The organism is Agromyces sp. Y558, from assembly GCF_059445415.1.
Genome location: NZ_JCAIUH010000001.1, coordinates 1,813,444 through 1,830,557, shown reverse-complemented (window position 1 = coordinate 1,830,557; position 17,114 = coordinate 1,813,444). Strand labels below are relative to the sequence as shown.

Sequence of the window (17,114 nt, the reverse complement as noted above, 5' to 3'; positions counted from 1 at the left end):
GACGTGCAACGCCGGTCGAGTAGCGCCCGACGAACACCGCCGGTCGAGTAGCGCCCGACGAAGTAGGACGCGTATCGAGACCCCGCACGAGGTCTCGATACGCTCGCTGCGCTCGCTACCGACCAGCGCCAACGCCGCTCGCCTACACCCCCAGCTCGAGGTCGGCGATGAGCACCGGCTGGCCCGTCACGAGCGAGAGGTTGCCGGCGATACCGACCGAGACGGCCCTCACCCCATCGGCGTAGCCGGCGACCCGACCGAGGAGCGTCATCCGTCACTCGCTCGAAGACGTGTTGCAGCAGGTACGCGTCAGCAGCTTCTCGACGACGACGTCGGCGCCGGCCCTCAGCGACCGCACCACGTAGTCGGCGTGCGTGAGGTCGGGGGTGGTCACGATGACCCGGTCGATGCGTTCGTCGCGGATCATCCGCTCGAGGTCGTCGGGCGCATACCGCTTCGGCGTCGGATGCCCCGCCGCCACGACCTCGCGCTCGTAGACGTCGAGTCGGCCCGGGTTCGAATCGCTCCATGCGACGAGCTCGGCGACCTCGGGCACGTGCTCGGCGCCGAGCACCGTGCCGGTGAGGGCTCCGACGTACATGCCGGCCCGGCTGCCGGTGCCGATGAGTCCGTATCGTTCCTGTGCCATCGCTCGCTCGACTCGGGTTGGGTGAGAAAGCGCTTCCTCGGCGATGCGGATCGAAACAGACTTACAAGCCAGCTCGCGTGGGAAAGCGCTATCTCGTAGACGCGTCATTTTCTACCAGCTCCGCACCATGCGGCCAAACCCTCCCGCTCGCGCGTCATGCTGCGCGATAGAGTCGAGCCGCCCGAGGGGCGGACATTTCGGGAGGACCCATGACCGACGGCGGCATGACCACGAGCCGGCGAGCGCCGGCGACCTTGCACGACGTCGCACGCGAGGCCGGCGTCTCACTCGCCACGGCATCGCGCTCGCTCAACGGCAGCACCCGCAAGGTCAACGAGGAGTACCGCCAGCGCGTGCTCGCCGCCGCCGCGAAGCTCGACTACTCCCCGAACCTCTCGGCCCAGGCGGTCGCTCGCGGCACGTCGACGACCGTGGCCCTACTCGTCGCCGACATCGCCGACCCATACTTCTCGCAGATCGCGGCGGGTGTGGTGCGCGAGGCCGATCAAGCGGGCCTGATCGTCACGATGGCCGCGACCGAGCGTGACCCCGAACGCGAGCTCGAGCTCGTTCGCAGCCTCAGGGGGCAGCGACCCCGGGTCATGATCCTCGCCGCTTCGCGCCGCGACGACGACCCGACGTCGGCAGCGCTCGCCGAGGAGCTGCGCGCTTTCGAGGCCAACGGCGGACGCGTCGCGTTCATCAGCACGAATGACCTGCCGTTCAGCACGCTGAGTCTCGACAACACCGCGGGCGGCGAAGCACTCGCCCGCGCCCTCGTCGATGCCGGATACCGAAACTTCGCCGCGATCACCGGCGCAGAGGGCCTGCGCACGGCTGACGACCGGCTCACCGGGTTCCTGGCCGGCCTCGCGGCATCCGGTCTCGCCATCGCCCCGTCGCTCATCGTGCGCCCCGCCTTCACACGTGACGGCGGATACGACGGCATGCGCACCCTCATCGAGCGCGGCCTCGGCGACACCGAACTCGTCTTCGCCGTCAACGACGTCATGGCGGTCGGCGCGATGTCGGCGATCCGTGACGCCGGACTCGTGCCGGGGCGCGACCTCGCGGTCGCCGGCTTCGACGACATTCCGACGGTGCGCGACGTCACGCCGCCGCTCAGCACGGTGCGCATCCCGCTCGAAGAGGTCGGCCGGCGGGCGTTGCGCCTCGCGCTCGGCGAATCGTCCGACACCGACGAGCAGCCAGTGCCGACCGAGGTCGTGCTTCGCGATTCGACTCCGGTCCGCTCGCGCTGACCGCGCCACCCGCACGCTTCACTCACCTCGAGACCACTCGTGTTGCACGGGGACGCGGATGTCCGCGGTCCGGTGCGACACGAATGGTCTCGAATGCGCTGCGGCTGGCGGAGTCTCGGGCAGCGCAGGCCTCGGGGTCAGCCGGACTCGAGGCATCCCGGCGCGTCGTCAACGCGACCGAAAGGGCAGCTGGTGCTGCAATGATCACGCCAGAGCGACACCAACCGCCCTTTCGACGCGGGCGACGCACGGCGAGCCACGAATCACCAACCACGAACCACGAACCACGAACCACGAACCACGAACCACGAACCACGAACCACGAACCACGAACCACGAACCACGAACCACGAACCACGAACCACGAACCACGAACCACGAACCACGAACCACGAGCCACGAGCCACGAAAGTGTTGCGAAATGGCGTCCCACTCATTTACACGTGGGTAAGCGCTTTCCGCAGCGACGCGGCGGCCTCCGCCACCCGCTCCCGGCTCGAACAGGACACACCACCGTGGCAGCGCAGATCTCCCCGCAGGCCCAGCAGACCCCGCCCACCCCCGAGGCAAGGCGATCTACACCGAGAAGCCCACCGCCGAGAGCCCTCGCCGAGCTCTCCCCCAACGCGCAGGCGGCCGGTGTCATGCTGGCGATCGAGCCGCTGCATCCGATGTACGCCTCCGACCGCGCCGTCGTGTCGACGCTGCAGCAGGCGCTCGACCTCGCCGCCCCTTCGACCCCTCGGTCGTGGGCGTGACGGTCGACACCTTCCACGTCTGGTGGGATCCCGAGGTGCTCCCGCAGCTCGCCCGCGCCGGCGCCGAGCGGCGCATCGCCACGTATCAGGTCTGCGACTGGAAGACGCCCTCTGCCCGCCGACGTGCTGCTCGGGCGTCACTACCCGGGCGACGGCGTCATCGACTTCGCTCTGCTCACCGCGGCGGTCGAGGCGACCGGGTACACCGGCGACATCGAGGTCGAGATCTTCAAACAGGCGATCTGGGATGCCCCGTGGCCCGAGGTCGCCGCCCGCTCCGCATCGGCGTTCAACGCCGCGATCGTGCCGCACCTCGCGGCATCCGTCACCGCCTGACGCTGCCCGCGCGCTCGGCGATCAGCGCGGCGACCCCCGCGAGCACGCGCTCGACGCCGAATCGCAGCGCTTCGTCACGTGCCCCGTCGTGCGCGGCCTCCGCGAAGGCGCCTGCGGTCTGCGGATACGTGTCGGCGCGAGCGGCGAGGATCTCGGCGAGGGCCGCCGCGAGATCGCCCTCGGGCGTCGAGGATCGTGCACCTTGCCGAACGATCGACATCACGTGCCCGACGAGCAGGGTGAGCACGTCGAGCTTCTCGCCGCCGTGCAGCGGAAGACCCTCCATCGCGGCGAGGCCCACCTCGAACCAGGCGAGTTCGCCCGGGCCGGGCGTGTGCGGTCGCTGCACGAGTTCGACGGCCCAGGGGTGGGCGAGCGTACGCGTGTGGATGCCTCCGGCCCACGCCGTCAACGCAACGCGCCAATCCGCCCCCTCGGTCGCGGCGGGCACGCCGAAGGCTGTGTCGAGCATGACCGCGTCGAGCTCGGCGCGACCGGGAACGTAGCGGTAGAGCGCCATCTTCGTCGTTCCGAGTCGATCGGCGACGCGCTGCATCGTGACCTCGTCGAGCCCGGCGTCGTCGGCGATGTCGATCGCGGCCTCGGCGATGCCGTCGAGGGTGTACTTCGGCTTGGGCCCCGGCCGCCGCTGCATCGACCGCGGCGGCTCGGCCCAGAAGATGGCTGCGGTTCCGGCTGCTGACGCCGTGATCTGCTCACGCTCGGTCATCGGGTCCTCCTCGAACGCTATTTGCGTCCATCGTATGCGATTCTGTTATTGTGTCCATAAGACGCAATTACTGAACGGAAGGAAACACTCATGGCAGCCACGAAGATCCTCATCTCCGGGGCAAGCCTCGCCGGCCCCGCATTGGCGCGGTGGCTCGGCCGCAACGGCTTCGACGTGACGGTCGTCGAGAAGGCCCATGCGGTGCGCCCCGGAGGCCAGGCCGTCGACTTCAAGGGACGCACCCATCGCGAGCTCCTGGTTCGCATGGGAATCCTCGATGACGTGTACGCGGCGCAGACCGCGAAGACCGATTGGCGCATGGTCGACGCGAACGACCACGTGAACGCCGTCGTACCAGGCGAGTTCATCGGCGGCGACGTCGAGATTCCGCGCGGTGACCTCGCCGGCATCCTGCATCGACTCTCCGCCGCCGACGCCGAGTACGTGTTCGACGACGAGATCACCGCGATGGCCGAGACGGTTGCCGGCATCGACGTCGCCTTCGCGCGCCGGCCGAGCGAACGATTCGACCTCGTCATCGGGGCCGACGGCGTGCACTCCGCGGTGCGACGCCTGGCATTCGGGCCCGAGGAGCAGTTCGTCGAGTCGCACGGGTACTACTACGCGATCACGAGCGGAGAAGCGCCGCTCGGCGACCTCGAGACGCGGCTCGCCAGCGGGCGCGGCATCGCCTACGGCTACAACGAGCCCGACCGACTGGCGCTCCTCGGAGGCCAGAAGGCGCCGAACCTGTTCGTCTTCCGAGCCGAACACGCCGACTACGACCGGCGCGACACCGCATCGCAGCGCGCCTTCCTCGAGTCCGCCTTCGCGGGAGTCGGATGGCGGGTGCCCGCCGCGCTCGCGGCGAGCAGAGGGGCATCCGATTTCTACCTCGACGGTCTTGCGCGCACGCGCATGACGTCGTTCACCCGGAGTCGTGCCGCGCTCGTCGGCGACGCCGGCTATGCGAACACCCTCGGCGGGTTCGGCACGGGGCTCGCACTCATCGGCGCGTACATCCTCGCCGGCGAGCTGATCGCCGCCGGCGGCGACCATGAGGCGGCGTTCGCAGCGTACGACCGCCGCATGCGCAAGCCCACGAAGATCGCCCGCTCCGGCAACGCCGGCCCCTTCCTCGCACCATCGTCGTCGTGGCGCATCCGGATGCGCGACTGGACGTTCGCGAACCCCCTGATGTACCGCTCGATGATGTGGATGACCGACACGTTCGCGACGGACGACAGCATTCCCGACTACCGGATGCGGTGACGGCCGGCGGGCCACCACGTCCCGCACAGGCGGCCGAGCCCCCGACTACGATGGATTGATGTCGTTCGACCTGCAGGGCTTCCCCGCCGATTCCGCGGCGTTGGCCACGCTCGCTGCGAAGGGCCTCGCGTACCGACTCGTCGATACGACCGACGTCGCCGCCACCTCGGCGTGGGTGCAGGCCGACTTCCGCGGCTTCCACCACGCGCGTCCGCGTCAGATCGACCTCGACTTCGACCTCGGGATGCTCGCCGACCGTCGCGTGCACGGTGTCTACGACCCGACGATCGCCGATCCGGCGGTGCCGGTCGCCACCGTCTCGAGCTGGCCCACGGGCCTCAGCGTGCCCGGCGGCCGCAGCGTCGACGCGTGGGCCGTGAGTTCGGTTACCGTCTCACCGACGCATCGGCGACGCGGCATCGCCCGGGCGCTCATGCTCGCGGAGCTCGCGAACGCACGCTCGGCGGGCGCCGCACTCGCGATGCTCACGGCGACCGAGGCCACGATCTACGGCCGGTTCGGCTACGCTCCGGCCGCGCGTGCGGCGACGGTGTTCGTCGATCGCCGTCGGGCGCACTGGATCGGGCCGGATGCCCCGGGCCGCGTGCAGTTCGTCGATGCGACCTCTCTGCGCGAGATCGCACCGGCGCTCGCCAGGCGCTCCGTCGCGCGCACGCCCGGCGAGATCGATCGCTGGCCGGGACTCCTCGACCGCGTGCTCGGACTCCACGACCCCGAGGGCGAGCGTTCGCGTTCGCGGCGAGCTGTGCGCTACGACGACGAGCGCGGCCAGCCGCAGGGTTTCGCCGTCTTCCAGATCACCCGCGAGCCGAACGAGCCGGGTGTCGCGGAGTTCGATTTCCTCGCCGCGGCCACCGATGACGCCGAGCGGGCTCTGTGGCGATTCCTCGTCGAGCAAGACTACGTGTCAGGCACGCGCGGCTTGCTGCGTTCGGTCGACGAGCCGCTGCCGTGGCTGCTCGAAGATCCTCGTGCTGTGACCGTCTCCGACGTCGTCGACCACTTGTGGCTGCGCATGATCGATCCGGTCGCTGCGCTCTCCAAGCGCCGATACAGCACGCCCGGGCGCCTGATCATCGAAGTCGACGATCCGGTCGGCATCGCGGGCGGACGATTCGATCTCGTCGTCGACGACGGCGGCAAGGCCGAGGTGACCGCGATCGAGACGACGGATGCCGCGGCATCCGCTCGGGGCGTTCGCAGCATCCGCCTCGGGGCCCGCGAGCTCGGCGCGATCTACCTCGGCGGGGTGCACCCGTCGGTGCTGGCGCGGGCCGGACGCATCGTCGAGCTCGTTCCTCGATCGATCGACCTCGCCGACCGTATGTTCGCGTCGCAGCGAACCCCGCATCTCAGCATCTGGTTCTGATCTCAGGGGCAACCCTGATGAGGAATCCTCAGTTCAGCGCGTAGCGTCGCGCTCGTCAACAGCCGTGACTGCGACGAGATGGAAGCCCCGACTCCGGCGATCGAACCGCCGGTACATCCGTGCGTTTGCGACGTGTCTGAAGGGCCAAAGCCATGCAACATGCGAACGCGCACTCCATCGTGCCATTGAACGTCCCCCACTCGAGAAGCCACGAAGGGCGCTTCGGTCGCCTCTTCGGTCGCGGATTCACCACGTGGTCGCCACCGGGCGCTACTGAGGCCGAGAAGTCGCTCGCGATCAGCACCTTCGCGGTCGACCAGATGTTCACCGACGACCCGCTGCCCGAGAGCGCCACCCCCGTCGGGTACACCTACTTCGGGCAGTTCATCGATCACGACATCACCTTCGATCCGCAGTCGAGCCTGACCAAGCACAACGACCCCGACGGGCTGCAGAACTTCCGCTCGCCGCGGTTCGACCTCGACAGCCTCTACGGCCGCGGGCCCGACGACCAGCCGTACCTGTACGACCGCGCCCGTTCGCTGCATGACGGCTACCACGGGTTCCTCAAGGTCGGAACGGGCGAGTCCCCGAAGGAGCCGGATCTGCAGCGCAATGCCGACGGGGTCGCCCTCATCGGCGATCCCCGCAACGACGAGAACCGCATCGTCGGTCAGCTGCAGCTCGCGTTCGTACTCGCGCACAACAGCACGCTGCAGAAGCTCGCGGATGCCCCGGATGCGGGGCTTCGATCGGGCCACGAGTTGTTCCTCGAGGCGCAGCGCATCACCGTGTGGTTCTACCAGTACCTCGTGTGGAACGACTTCGTCTCGAGGATCGTCGCACCGTCGGTGTTCTCGAAGGCGATCGCCTTCGACGAGGATGCCGGGGACGGCGATGGGCCCTTCTACACCGTGACCTACGGCCTCAAGGACGTCTACGACTGGAGCGAGAACCCGTTCATGCCCGTCGAGTTCTCCACGGCGGCCTACCGCTTCGGGCACTCCATGATCCGAGCCGAGTACCAGTTGAACTTCCCGATCCAGGGCGGCATCGGTGCACCGTTCGGCAAGCCGATCTTCTCGACGCCGGGTGTCATCCAGCCGATCCAGCCCGTGCCGGGGCCGTCCGACCTGCGCGGAGGCTCACCGCTACCCGACCGGCACTCGCTGCAGTGGGACTGGTACTTCAGGTTCCCGTCCTCGGGCGGTCCGTTCCCGCAGCTGGCGCACAAGATCGACACCCACCTCAGCAAGGCGGTCTTCACGATCCCGGGCGGACCGACGCCGAATCCGCTGGCCGAACTCAACATCCGGCGCGGATGGCGCATGGGCCTGCCCCCCGCGACGGAGGTCGCGCACGCGCTGCACATCCGCCCGCTCGAGGGCCTCGACCCGCTGGAGGAGTCGCTCTGGGTCTACATCCTCAAGGAGGCAGCCGAGCAGGCCGACGGCGAGCACCTCGGCGCCGTCGGTTCGACGATCGTCGCCGCGGTGTTCTCGGGGCTGCTGCGCGGCGACGCGTTCTCGTACCTCAACCGCGACCCGCATTGGACGCCCGCGAAGGAGCAGTCCGGCGGCACCGCGCTGTTCGAGAAGATCTCGCTCGACCCCGAGAAATGGGAGATCACCGACCTGCTGAAGGCCGCGGGCGTGCCGATCACCGGAGACGACATCGACGCCCTGTTCGCCTGAAGAACTGGGCCGAATCATCCGACTCGGCGAACGGTGCCGGGGCTACATGTTGTCTTGGCGGGGGAAGACGACCTTCTGCACGATGATGATGAGCGACGCCGCGACGGGGATCGCGACGAGCGCGCCGAGTACGCCGCCGAGCGTGCCGCCCGCGACGGCCGCGATCACGACGAGTGCGCCGGGCACCGCGACGGCGCGGTTCATGATGCGCGGGCTCAGCACGTAGGCCTCGACCTGCATGTAGATCAGGTAGTAGATGGCCGCGGCGAGCGCGGTCGCGGGCGACGCCGCGAATGACACCAGGGAGATGATGACCGCGCCGCTGAGTGTACCGATGAGGGGCACGAGCGAGAAGAGGAACGCGATGAACGCGAGCAGGATCGGCGCCGGCGCCCCGATGATGGAGAGGTAGATGAGGCTCAGCACGCCGTTGATCGCACCGAGGGTGACCTGGCCGATGACGTAGCGACCGACCGAGCTGGTGATCTCCTCCGACACGTCGCGGAAACCGCTTCGCGAACTCGCGGGCACGAATCGCGCCGCGTACCGCTTCATCGAGTCGAGGGAGGCGAGGAAGTACAGGGTGAGGATGAGCACGATCGTCGCGCCCGTGAACCCGCCGGCGATGCCGGCACCGACGGCGAGGATGCCGCCGCCGAGCGAGCCCAGGTTCGCGGGGTCGGCGAGCCACTTGCCCGCGGACTCGATCGCGTCCTGGATGGCGTGCTCGCTGCCGCCGAGGGTGTTCAGCCAGGCCACGAAGTCGCTGTTCTGCACGTTCTTGAGGATGTCGTCCCAGTTGTTCACGATGTTCGTGGTCTGTTGGACGACGATCGGCACGATCGTCGCGATGAGTCCGACGAAGATGCCGATCACCCCGACGAACACGATGACGATCGCGACCCACCGCGGCATGCCTCGCCGTTGCAGCCAGCTCACGATGGGATCGAGGCCGAGCGCGAGGAAGAGCGCGAGCGCCACGTAGAGGATGACCGTGCCGAGCTGACCGAGGATGCTGCCGAGGAGGAGTGCGAGCAGCACGCCGAGCGCGCCGATGAAGCCGATGCGGAATGCTCGGATCCTCAACTCGGGCCCTCGGGAGCCTGCGTCGCTCGTGATCTGCGCCGCGGCAGGCGCTGTCTCCGGCGCTGGTTCCGGCGCCACTCGCTTCGTTCGGATCCGCATGAGTCCGACGGTAGCGGCAAGCTGCCCAGCGAGCACGTGGTTGACTCGGCGAGTTCGATCCGATAGTGCACCCCCGGCAACGGCTCGAATGTAGGACATCAGTCGGTATGTAGGACGTTCCTGCGCGCGAACGTCCTACATACCGCCTCGTGTCCTACACAACTCGGAGGAGCCGCGGCGACCGACTCAGCCGAGCCCCGACGGCGGCACCACCTCGCCCTGCAGCGTGCGCACCCAGCGGTCCCCCGTCGCCCGAAATTCCGCACGTGTCGCGAAACGATAGTGGTGGGCCCGGGCGCGCACCCAGCGGGGCGCCGACCCCGCGAACGGGTCATGCGCGAGCAGCGCGAGCGTCGAGGCATCCGCTTCGAGCAGGCGAAGCAGGAACACCTCGAACCAGGGCTCCCACATCCGCCCGAGCGGCAGGAACCACATGAGCCAGTCGAGGCGCAGATGGTACGGCGCCCACTGCCGCGGCACGGCGCGCAGCGCCCCGGGTTTGCCCTTGAAGCCGTATTCGCGCCAGTCGGCGTCGTCATCGGGCGCGTCGGCCAGCGTGCCCTCGATGACGATCTCGATGCGCCGCTTCGTCACAGTGCCGAAGGCGCCGTAGGCGTTCACGAGCATCCAGCGGTTGAACGACGCGTTCATGAGCTGACGGCGCGAGAAGAGGTTCTTGATCGGCCAGAAGCTCAGCACGACGAGCAGGGCGGATGCCGCGAGCACCACGATCGCCCACCAGAGCGGCGTCGCCGCGGCATCCGTACCGAGTTCGACCGGAATCGCCGGGATCAGCCAGTGCCAGGCCGAGTCGGTGATGGCGGATGCCGCGAGCACGACCGTGATCCAGTTGAGCCACGCGAAATTGCCGGTGACGATGAGCCAGAGCTGAGTGAGGATGACGATCGCCGCGGCCGTCGAGCCCACGGGCCCCGGCACGAACAGCAGGAACGGCACGACGAGCTGCGCGAAGTGGTTGCCGAGCACCTCGCTCTTGTGGAACCAGCGCGGCAGCAGGTGCGCCTGGCGACTCAGCGGATTCGGCATCGGCTGCGTCTCGTGGTGGTACATGAGCGCCGTGAGGTCGCGCCACTCACGGCCGCCGCGGATCTTGATCATGCCGGCACCGAATTCGAGCCGGAACACGAGCCACCACACGGCGACGATGATCGTGACGGGCGGCGGCGTCTCGTTCGAGCCGAGGAATGCGACCGTGAAGAGCGCTTCGCAGAGCAGCATCTCCCACCCGAAGCCGTAGAAGGTCTGGCCGACGTTCACGATCGAGAGGTACCCGATCCAGAGCGCGAGGAAGACGAGCATCGGCAGCCACGGCGGGCCGAGCTGTGGAAGCCCGACCACGACGGATGCCGCGAGCACGAGCCCGGCGACGGCGAGCACCACGAGCCGCCGATCGGTGTAGCCCCAGCGGAAGAGACTCGGTCCGCGCAAGCGCGGCGCGAGGCGGAGCAGCTCGGGCACCGGCAGCAGTCCGTGCTCGCCGAGGAGCGGCCGGAACTGGTTCAGCGTCGACAGGAACGCGACGAACGCGAGCGCGCCGACGCCGCGCTGCAACACTTGGCGCGCGATCTCGTAGTCGTGCGCGTCGAACCAGTCGAGCCAGTCCACACCCTCACGCTACGCCCGTCGCCCCTGTTGGTTGAGCCCGTCGAAACCCGCCCACCGTGGAAGTTCCACAGCTGCGGGTTGAGCTCGTCGAAACCCGCCCACCGTGGAAGTTCCACAGCTGCGGGTTGAGCCCGTCGAAACCCGCCCACCGTGGAAGTTCCACAGCTGCGGGTTGAGCCCGCTTTTGCGAGTACTCCCGGCGTAGCTTCACCGGTTGCTTCACAATCGGTCGTTCTTCACACCCCTGAAGGTCTCAGAGCTATTGAAGCGAAGGCGCTCTCCATCAGTTGTGTATTGCTTAATGTATTGCACCCTTGATACATTCGTCATACACAAAGGAGGCGCACTGTGGATGTCATCAGCGACATGATTGCACACGTCCTGCCCTCGACCTGGCTCGCGGCAGCAGTGCTCGTTGCGCTGTCGATAGTTGCGCTTGTCGCGGTCCAATTGCGCCCCGTCCGCCGACAGCTAACAAATTGGTTCGTCCGGCATATCGACGTGGAAGTGCCGGCTTCGATCACCTCGGGGCTGATGATCAGCGAGCACAGACGGGTCTCGGGAGCGGTGTTAGGAGGGATCATCGGACTTGCAGCTGCCACCTTTTTCGTCTACCTCGTCGGCGCCGATCGAGCTCAACCAGCCACTCTCTTTCTGCTTGGCTCGTACGCAGTGAGCGCGGTGGTTGGGCGCTCAATCGCGTCCTGCATCGGAGCTCTGTCAATCACTTCTTCCACCGTTCGAGTTGCAAACGTGCGTCACCGCGAAATGCTGGACTACCTTCCGGCGTGGGCCGGCATCACAACTCGAGTCACAGTGGCGCTGTCCGTCGCAGTGTTGGCGATACTCGCCCTCTCACCCCTGCTTTGGCAAGTCGAGCTCGCTGTATTTCCAGCCTCCTTCAGCGTGGCCGCCATTGTTACCGCGCTGGCCGTCGTCTCGCTCATCGCATTCGAGGCTGGCTCTCGCCTCATTGCCCGCTCCCCCCAGCGGCAGGACTCAGAAGTCACGTTGGCGTGGGATGACGCACTTCGTTCGTCGGCTGTCCGAGATCTCGCTTCGGCGACGTGGTTGCTAGGCCTATTCGGTCTATTCTTCGGATTCGGGGAGGTCGCACTCGCGCTGTCGCCCGCCCAGCCGCCGGCCATAGCAAGCGCGTCGGCGTTCAATATTGTTGGGACAACGGCTTTGATCGCTGTGATCGGCGTAACACTTCACCCACGCACTCGCACGTATGCATTCCGTCGACTTCACCCGGAGTTGATTGGAAACAGTGCCCGGTGATCATCAGTGTGGACGCCTCCTCAGCAACACCGCCCTTCGACCAGGTACGAGTGCAGCTGATCTCAATGATCAACTCGGGCGCTCTGATGCCTGGCACTCGTTTGCCGACAGTGCGCGCTCTGGCCGCGGATCTGCACCTGGCACCAAATACGGTCGCGCGGGCCTACAAAGAACTCGAGGAAGCGAGATTCGTCCATACCCGGGGCCGAGCGGGCACCTTCGTGGCAGCCGGAAGTGACAGTTCAAAAACGCAGGCCATGGAGGCGGCGCGCGAATACGCCGAAACGATGCAGAGCCTTGGGGTATCCCCCGCTGACGCGATCAACTTCGCCACAGCTGCACTCACAGCCAATCGCAGCGTTTCACTCGCAAGCCCGATGGAGCTCCAACCTCGGAGCGACGTCGCCGCCAGCGGCGAGCAGATTCCCGCCAACGCGACCTGAAAGTCACGGGTTGAGTCCGTCGATACCCGCCCACCGTGGAGGTTTCGGCAAGCTCAACCCACAGACGCGTCAGCGAATGCCGAAGCGCTCTCGCAGCGCGAGCTTCGCGGCGAACCAGCCGTTCATACCGTGCACGGCGGGCCCGGGCGGTGTCGCGCTCGAGCAGAGGTACACGCCGTCGACCGGCGTGCGCCACGGCGCGGTCGAGACGACCGGCCGTTTCACGAGTTGCGCGAACGAGAGCTCGCCTGCGTAGATGTCGCCGCCGAGGTAGTTCGCGTTGTACCGCCCGATCTCCGCCGCCGAGCTCGCGGCAGAGGCGAGCACGACGTCACGGAATCCGGGCGCGAACCGCTCGACCTCGGCGGTCACGAGTTCGGTCGCGTCGAGTGTCGAGCCCGCCGGCACGTGCGTGTACGCCCAGAGCACATGCTTGCCCGCCGGCGCACGGCTCGGGTCCGCGACCGTCGGCTGGGTGACCAGCACATACGGATGCCGCGGCGCCCCGCTTCCCCCACCACCGGCCGGCACCCCGGGCTGCAACCCCCGCGACACCGCGTTCTCGGCGGCGGCGATCTCGGCCCTGCTGCCGCCGAGGTGCACCGTCGGCGCCAGCCCGACCTCGGCATTCGCCCACGGCACCGGGCTGCTGAGCGCGAAGTCGACCTTCGCGACCCCCGATCCGTAGCGGTAGCGGCGCAGGGCGCGCGCGTACCGCGCAGGGAGGTCGGCGGTGAAGAGCAGCTCGGGCGAGGTGTCGAGCAGCACCGCGCGGGAGCCCGCCACCTCGGACAGCGAGGTCACCGCGGCATCCGTCACGATCTCGCCGCCGCGCTCTCGGAGCTCGTCGGCGAGCGCATCCGCGATCGTCTGCGAGCCGCCGACCGGCAGGCCCCAGCCGACCCCGTGCCCGTGCATTGCGAGCAGCAGCCCCGCGCCCGCCGAGGCGAGTGAGGGCATGCCGCCCGCGGCATGCGCTACGGCGCCCGTGAAGAGCGCGGGTGCCACGTCGTCGCGGAAGCGCGTGTTCCAGGCGGGGCTGCCCTGCTCGAGGGCGCGCAACCCGAATCGCACGGCGGCGATCGGGTCCCGTGGCACACGCAGCAGCTGCGAGCCGGTGAAGTCGACGACCCCGCGGCTCCGCGCGAGGAGCGGGGCGATCAGTTGCCGCCATGCCCGGCCGTCGACGCCCAGGCCATCGACGGTGCGGTCGAGGTCGCGCCAAGCGAGCCCTGCGCGGCCCCCGTCGAGCGGGTGCGCGTAGGACAGCTCGGGCACGATCCATTCGATGCGATCGAGCAGGCCGAGCTTCTTGAACACCGGCGAGGCGAGGGCGGCAGGATGCACCGCCGAACACACGTCGTGCAGGAACCCGGGCAGCGTGAGCTCCGCTGTGCGCAGCCCGCCGCCGACCGTCGGCGCAGCCTCGAGCACGCGCACCGAGAGCCCGGCGCGGGCGGCGAGCACTGCGGCGACGAGCCCGTTGGGCCCACTGCCGACGACGGTGACGTCGATCATGCGCTCACGTCGATCATGGGATCAGAACGAATTGAGGTAGACCCACGGCAGACGGTCCATCATGAGTCGGTGCCGGTTGCCCTCGGCATCAGGAGCGTCGTCGGGCACGGCCGGCTCGCGATCGCGGTGCTTCTGCTCGTCGGCGTACTCGTCGTCCTCCTGCCAGAGGATCGTCGATCCGCCGTGCGCGATCTTCGCGACGTAGGGCCGCACCTCACCGCTGCGCAGTTCGGCAAGCGCTTCGTCGACGGATGCCGCGTGCGCCAGTCCGTGCAGGGTCACGTAGGTGGGCGGCCAGAGCGTCATCGATCCGGCGGTGTGGCGATCGAGCGCGTCGATCGGGCGCAGCCATTCGGCGGCGGCGACCTCATCGGGTGCGAGCCGCAATTCGCCGTCGGGCACCCGCACGGCGAAGAACGTCGTGGTGAGCTGCTTGGGTGAGCCCTTCGGCGGTGTCCAGTGCGAGAACGGCACGAGCTCGGCGGGGTCGAGCACGAGGCCGACCTCTTCACGCGTCTCGCGCACGGCGGCGCGGCGAGCGGCGTCGATTCCGTCGAGAGAGCCCCCCGCCGCATCCGTGTCGTCGACTGCGCCACCCGGGAAGACCCACGCACCGGCGAACGAACCTCGATCGCGTGGCCGCTCGGCGAGGAGCACCTCGAGCCCGCGCTCGCCGTCACGCAGCAGCACGACGGTTGCAGCGGACCCGGTGGTGGCCGGGTCGGTCAAGGATTCGAGATCGCTGTCCATGCCCTCAGACTAGGCCGCGGATTGCTCAGGCGCACCGGTCGCTCACTCTCCCGCCGAGCCGCGGGATACACTGCCCGGATGGATCAGGACACCGGCCCCGGCGAGCGCGTGTCGACGTTCGCACGGCTCGTGCTCGCGCCCAACGCCGGGCCGATGACCCTCGACGGCACCAACTCCTACGTGTTGCGAGCGCCAGGTTCGGCGGGCGTCGTCGTGGTCGACCCGGGCCCTGCCGATGCCGCGCATCTCGCGGCGCTCGCGAGCGCCGGCCCGGTCGAGCTCGTGCTCGTCACGCACCACCATGCCGATCACTCCGAGTCGCTCGAAGCGTTCCATGCGCTGACGGATGCCCCGGTGCGCGCGATCGACCCGGCCCTCTGCATCGGCGGGGCGCCGCTGGCCGACGGCGAACGCATCCACGCCGCCGGACTCGAGATCGAGGTGATCGCGACCCCCGGCCACACGGCGGACTCGGTGTGCTTCGCCCTTGCCGCCGACACGATCGCGGGTGCGACTGCGGGATCATCCGGAACCGTGCTCACAGGCGACACGATCCTCGGCCGCGGCACGACGATCATCGCCGATCCCGACGGCGCCCTCGGCCCCTACCTCGACTCGCTCGTACGGCTGCGCGGCGCCGGCACGCCGGGTCCGGTGGGCGTGCTGCCCGGTCACGGACCTGCGCTGCCCGACCTCGCGGCGATCTGCGACGCCTACCTCGCCCACCGCGCCGAGCGCCTCGAGCAAGTGCGGAACGCCCTGCGCGCGATCGGCTCGGACGCCTCGGTCGGCGCTGTCACCGACGTCGTCTACGCCGACACGGATGCCTCGGTGCGAAGCGCAGCCGAGGCATCCGTTCGAGCGCAATTGGCCTACCTGCGGCAGCAACCGCTCGCCTGACCTGATCAGGCGACGAGTGCGAGTCCCGCGTTCCAGCCGACCTTCTCCTGCACGGCGAGGGTGAGCTGCAAGAAGCCGATGGACTCGAGCTCGCGTGCCCGCGAGAGGCGGCCCGCGTCGACCGCGACCACGCCGCCCGCACGCACGATGTCGGCGAGTGCTCGCTTCGCGTCGTCGTCATCGCCGGCGATGAGCACGGTGGTGGGGTTCGAACCGATGGTCTTCGCGGCCAGGGTGGCGGCGAAGTTCGTGTTGAAGGCCTTGAGCACCTTCGAGTCGGGCAGGGCTGCGGCGAGCTCGTTCGCGGCTGAACCGTCGGCGGGAACGACGAGACCGTCGAAGGTCTCGAAGTCGAGCGGGTTCGTGATGTCGACGACGATCTTGCCGGCGAGTTCGGCGCCGCGTGCGGCCACGATCTCGGCGAGGGCGGGGTGCGGCACAGCGAGCACCACGATGTCGCCGGTGATCGGCTCGACTGTGTCGCGGCCGACGTACTCGACGGTGTTTCCGCCAGCGGCCACGATGCCTCCGATGGCCGTACCCATGTTGCCGTTTCCGATGATGCTGACGGTCGTCATGTTGATCCTCTCAGCGCCGTTCGACGCGATTACTTGTCCCGACAACCATCACCATACGCGGAATCAGTTGTCGCGTCAACCAATGAGGTAGACTCGCGGATATGACGGATGAGACGCGGTGGCTCGACCCCGAAGAATCCGCCGCGTGGGTGCGCCTCGTGGCGCTCGCCGAGCTGCTCCCCGGCGCCCTCGATGCGCAACTGCTGCGCGATGTCGGACTCACGCACTTCGAATACGGCGCACTCATGGCGCTCGCGTCGGCACCGACGCGCACCATGCGCATGACCGTACTCGCGTCCAGCACGAACGCGACGCTCCCCCGCCTCTCCCATGTCGCCCGCCGTCTCGAGGAGCGCGGACTCATCGAGCGCTTCCCCTGCCCCGAAGACCGTCGGGCGACGAACGCCAAGATCACCGATGCGGGTCTCGCACTGATCGCCGAAGCCGCCCCGGGCCACGTCGCGACCGTGCGAACGAAGGTGCTCGACGCGCTCGCACCCGAGCAGCTCGAGCAGCTCTACGACATCGCCGGCGCCGTGCTCGCACGACTCGACCCCGACGGGCGGCTCGCTGCGACCTCATGCCAGTTCAGCGAGGGCCCCGTCACCCCCGTCAACTGACCCGATTCGGTCTACCCGCACATCGAGAGTGCGCTAGATGTCGGAATCCGGCGCCGAAAACGACAGTTGGCGCACTCTCGACGAGCGGCGGGACGACGGGCGCGATGGGCGCGCGCGGT

Annotated in this window: 16 protein-coding genes and 1 pseudogene; 9 read left to right on the top strand and 8 right to left on the bottom strand. The window is 68.5% G+C overall.

The genetic code is table 11. The features are described 5' to 3' along the window. Positions 1-142: 142 nt before the first annotated feature. Positions 143-271, bottom strand: coding sequence for a hypothetical protein (locus AC1C2T_RS08635; RefSeq protein WP_495384989.1), 129 nt, complete (start codon positions 269-271; stop codon positions 143-145). A gap of 3 nt (positions 272-274) precedes the next feature. Then, positions 275-649 carry a Gfo/Idh/MocA family oxidoreductase gene (locus AC1C2T_RS08630; RefSeq protein ID WP_495384988.1) on the bottom strand — a complete coding sequence of 125 codons (375 nt, stop codon included), beginning with the start codon at positions 647-649 and terminating at the stop codon, positions 275-277. A gap of 209 nt (positions 650-858) precedes the next feature. Here AC1C2T_RS08630 and AC1C2T_RS08625 point away from each other — a divergent pair, with 209 nt between their 5' ends. Together AC1C2T_RS08625 and AC1C2T_RS08620 are read left to right on the top strand one after the other, a co-directional pair. Then, complete coding sequence (locus AC1C2T_RS08625; protein ID WP_495362153.1) at positions 859-1,911, top strand: LacI family DNA-binding transcriptional regulator; 1,053 nt, start codon at positions 859-861, stop codon at positions 1,909-1,911. Positions 1,912-2,513: 602 nt separating this feature from the next. Next, positions 2,514-3,005 (top strand): annotated as a pseudogene (locus AC1C2T_RS08620) (sugar phosphate isomerase/epimerase family protein); the annotation flags it as partial. On the opposite strand, the gene AC1C2T_RS08615 reads toward AC1C2T_RS08620, so the two are convergent. Next, complete coding sequence (locus AC1C2T_RS08615) at positions 2,995-3,735, bottom strand: TetR/AcrR family transcriptional regulator (protein ID WP_495384987.1); 741 nt, start codon at positions 3,733-3,735, stop codon at positions 2,995-2,997. The pseudogene AC1C2T_RS08620 and the gene AC1C2T_RS08615 sit on opposite strands and share 11 nt — an antisense overlap. 90 nt (positions 3,736-3,825) lie before the next feature. Between AC1C2T_RS08615 and AC1C2T_RS08610 the strand changes: the two genes are divergently transcribed. From AC1C2T_RS08610 to AC1C2T_RS08600, 3 genes are all read left to right on the top strand, one after another. Beyond that, the gene (locus AC1C2T_RS08610; protein WP_495384986.1) at positions 3,826-5,007 is read left to right on the top strand and encodes an FAD-dependent monooxygenase; all 1,182 of its coding nucleotides are present in this window, start codon (positions 3,826-3,828) and stop codon (positions 5,005-5,007) included. A gap of 58 nt (positions 5,008-5,065) precedes the next feature. After that, positions 5,066-6,397 (top strand): GNAT family N-acetyltransferase, encoded by a 1,332-nt coding sequence (locus AC1C2T_RS08605; RefSeq protein WP_495362150.1) that lies wholly within the window; start codon positions 5,066-5,068, stop codon positions 6,395-6,397. 152 nt (positions 6,398-6,549) lie between these two features. After that, entirely contained in the window at positions 6,550-8,091 is a 1,542-nt protein-coding gene (locus AC1C2T_RS08600) for a peroxidase family protein (RefSeq protein ID WP_495384985.1), read from the top strand. Positions 8,092-8,133: 42 nt separating this feature from the next. On the opposite strand, the gene AC1C2T_RS08595 is transcribed toward AC1C2T_RS08600, so the two are convergent. Both AC1C2T_RS08595 and AC1C2T_RS08590 read right to left on the bottom strand, forming a co-directional pair. Next, positions 8,134-9,276 carry an AI-2E family transporter gene (locus AC1C2T_RS08595; protein ID WP_495362148.1) on the bottom strand — a complete coding sequence of 381 codons (1,143 nt, stop codon included), beginning with the start codon at positions 9,274-9,276 and terminating at the stop codon, positions 8,134-8,136. A 186-nt stretch (positions 9,277-9,462) separates the two neighbouring features. Continuing rightward, positions 9,463-10,902, bottom strand: coding sequence for a lipase maturation factor family protein (locus tag AC1C2T_RS08590; RefSeq protein ID WP_495384984.1), 1,440 nt, complete (start codon positions 10,900-10,902; stop codon positions 9,463-9,465). Between the two features lie 348 nt (positions 10,903-11,250). On the opposite strand from AC1C2T_RS08590, the gene AC1C2T_RS08585 reads away from it, so the two are divergent. Both AC1C2T_RS08585 and AC1C2T_RS08580 read left to right on the top strand, forming a co-directional pair. After that, complete coding sequence (locus AC1C2T_RS08585) at positions 11,251-12,186, top strand: hypothetical protein (protein ID WP_495384983.1); 936 nt, start codon at positions 11,251-11,253, stop codon at positions 12,184-12,186. Then, on the top strand, positions 12,183-12,629 hold the full coding sequence (locus AC1C2T_RS08580) for a GntR family transcriptional regulator (protein WP_495384982.1): 447 nt from the start codon (positions 12,183-12,185) through the stop codon (positions 12,627-12,629). Before AC1C2T_RS08585 ends, AC1C2T_RS08580 begins: the two co-directional genes overlap by 4 nt. 69 nt (positions 12,630-12,698) lie before the next feature. On the opposite strand, the gene AC1C2T_RS08575 is transcribed toward AC1C2T_RS08580, so the two are convergent. Together AC1C2T_RS08575 and AC1C2T_RS08570 are read right to left on the bottom strand one after the other, a co-directional pair. Next, positions 12,699-14,147, bottom strand: coding sequence for a phytoene desaturase family protein (locus AC1C2T_RS08575; RefSeq protein WP_495384981.1), 1,449 nt, complete (start codon positions 14,145-14,147; stop codon positions 12,699-12,701). A gap of 21 nt (positions 14,148-14,168) precedes the next feature. Next, positions 14,169-14,897, bottom strand: a complete 729-nt coding sequence (locus AC1C2T_RS08570; protein WP_495384980.1) for an NUDIX hydrolase — start codon at positions 14,895-14,897, stop codon at positions 14,169-14,171. 78 nt (positions 14,898-14,975) lie between these two features. On the opposite strand from AC1C2T_RS08570, the gene AC1C2T_RS08565 reads away from it, so the two are divergent. Beyond that, the gene (locus tag AC1C2T_RS08565; RefSeq protein ID WP_495384979.1) at positions 14,976-15,797 is read left to right on the top strand and encodes an MBL fold metallo-hydrolase; all 822 of its coding nucleotides are present in this window, start codon (positions 14,976-14,978) and stop codon (positions 15,795-15,797) included. A 5-nt stretch (positions 15,798-15,802) separates the two neighbouring features. Here the strand turns inward: AC1C2T_RS08565 and AC1C2T_RS08560 are convergent, their stop codons facing one another. Then, the gene (locus AC1C2T_RS08560; RefSeq protein WP_495362141.1) at positions 15,803-16,375 is read right to left on the bottom strand and encodes an NADPH-dependent F420 reductase; all 573 of its coding nucleotides are present in this window, start codon (positions 16,373-16,375) and stop codon (positions 15,803-15,805) included. A 101-nt stretch (positions 16,376-16,476) separates the two neighbouring features. Between AC1C2T_RS08560 and AC1C2T_RS08555 the strand changes: the two genes are divergently transcribed. Continuing rightward, complete coding sequence (locus tag AC1C2T_RS08555; protein WP_495362140.1) at positions 16,477-16,995, top strand: MarR family winged helix-turn-helix transcriptional regulator; 519 nt, start codon at positions 16,477-16,479, stop codon at positions 16,993-16,995. Positions 16,996-17,114: the final 119 nt, after the last annotated feature.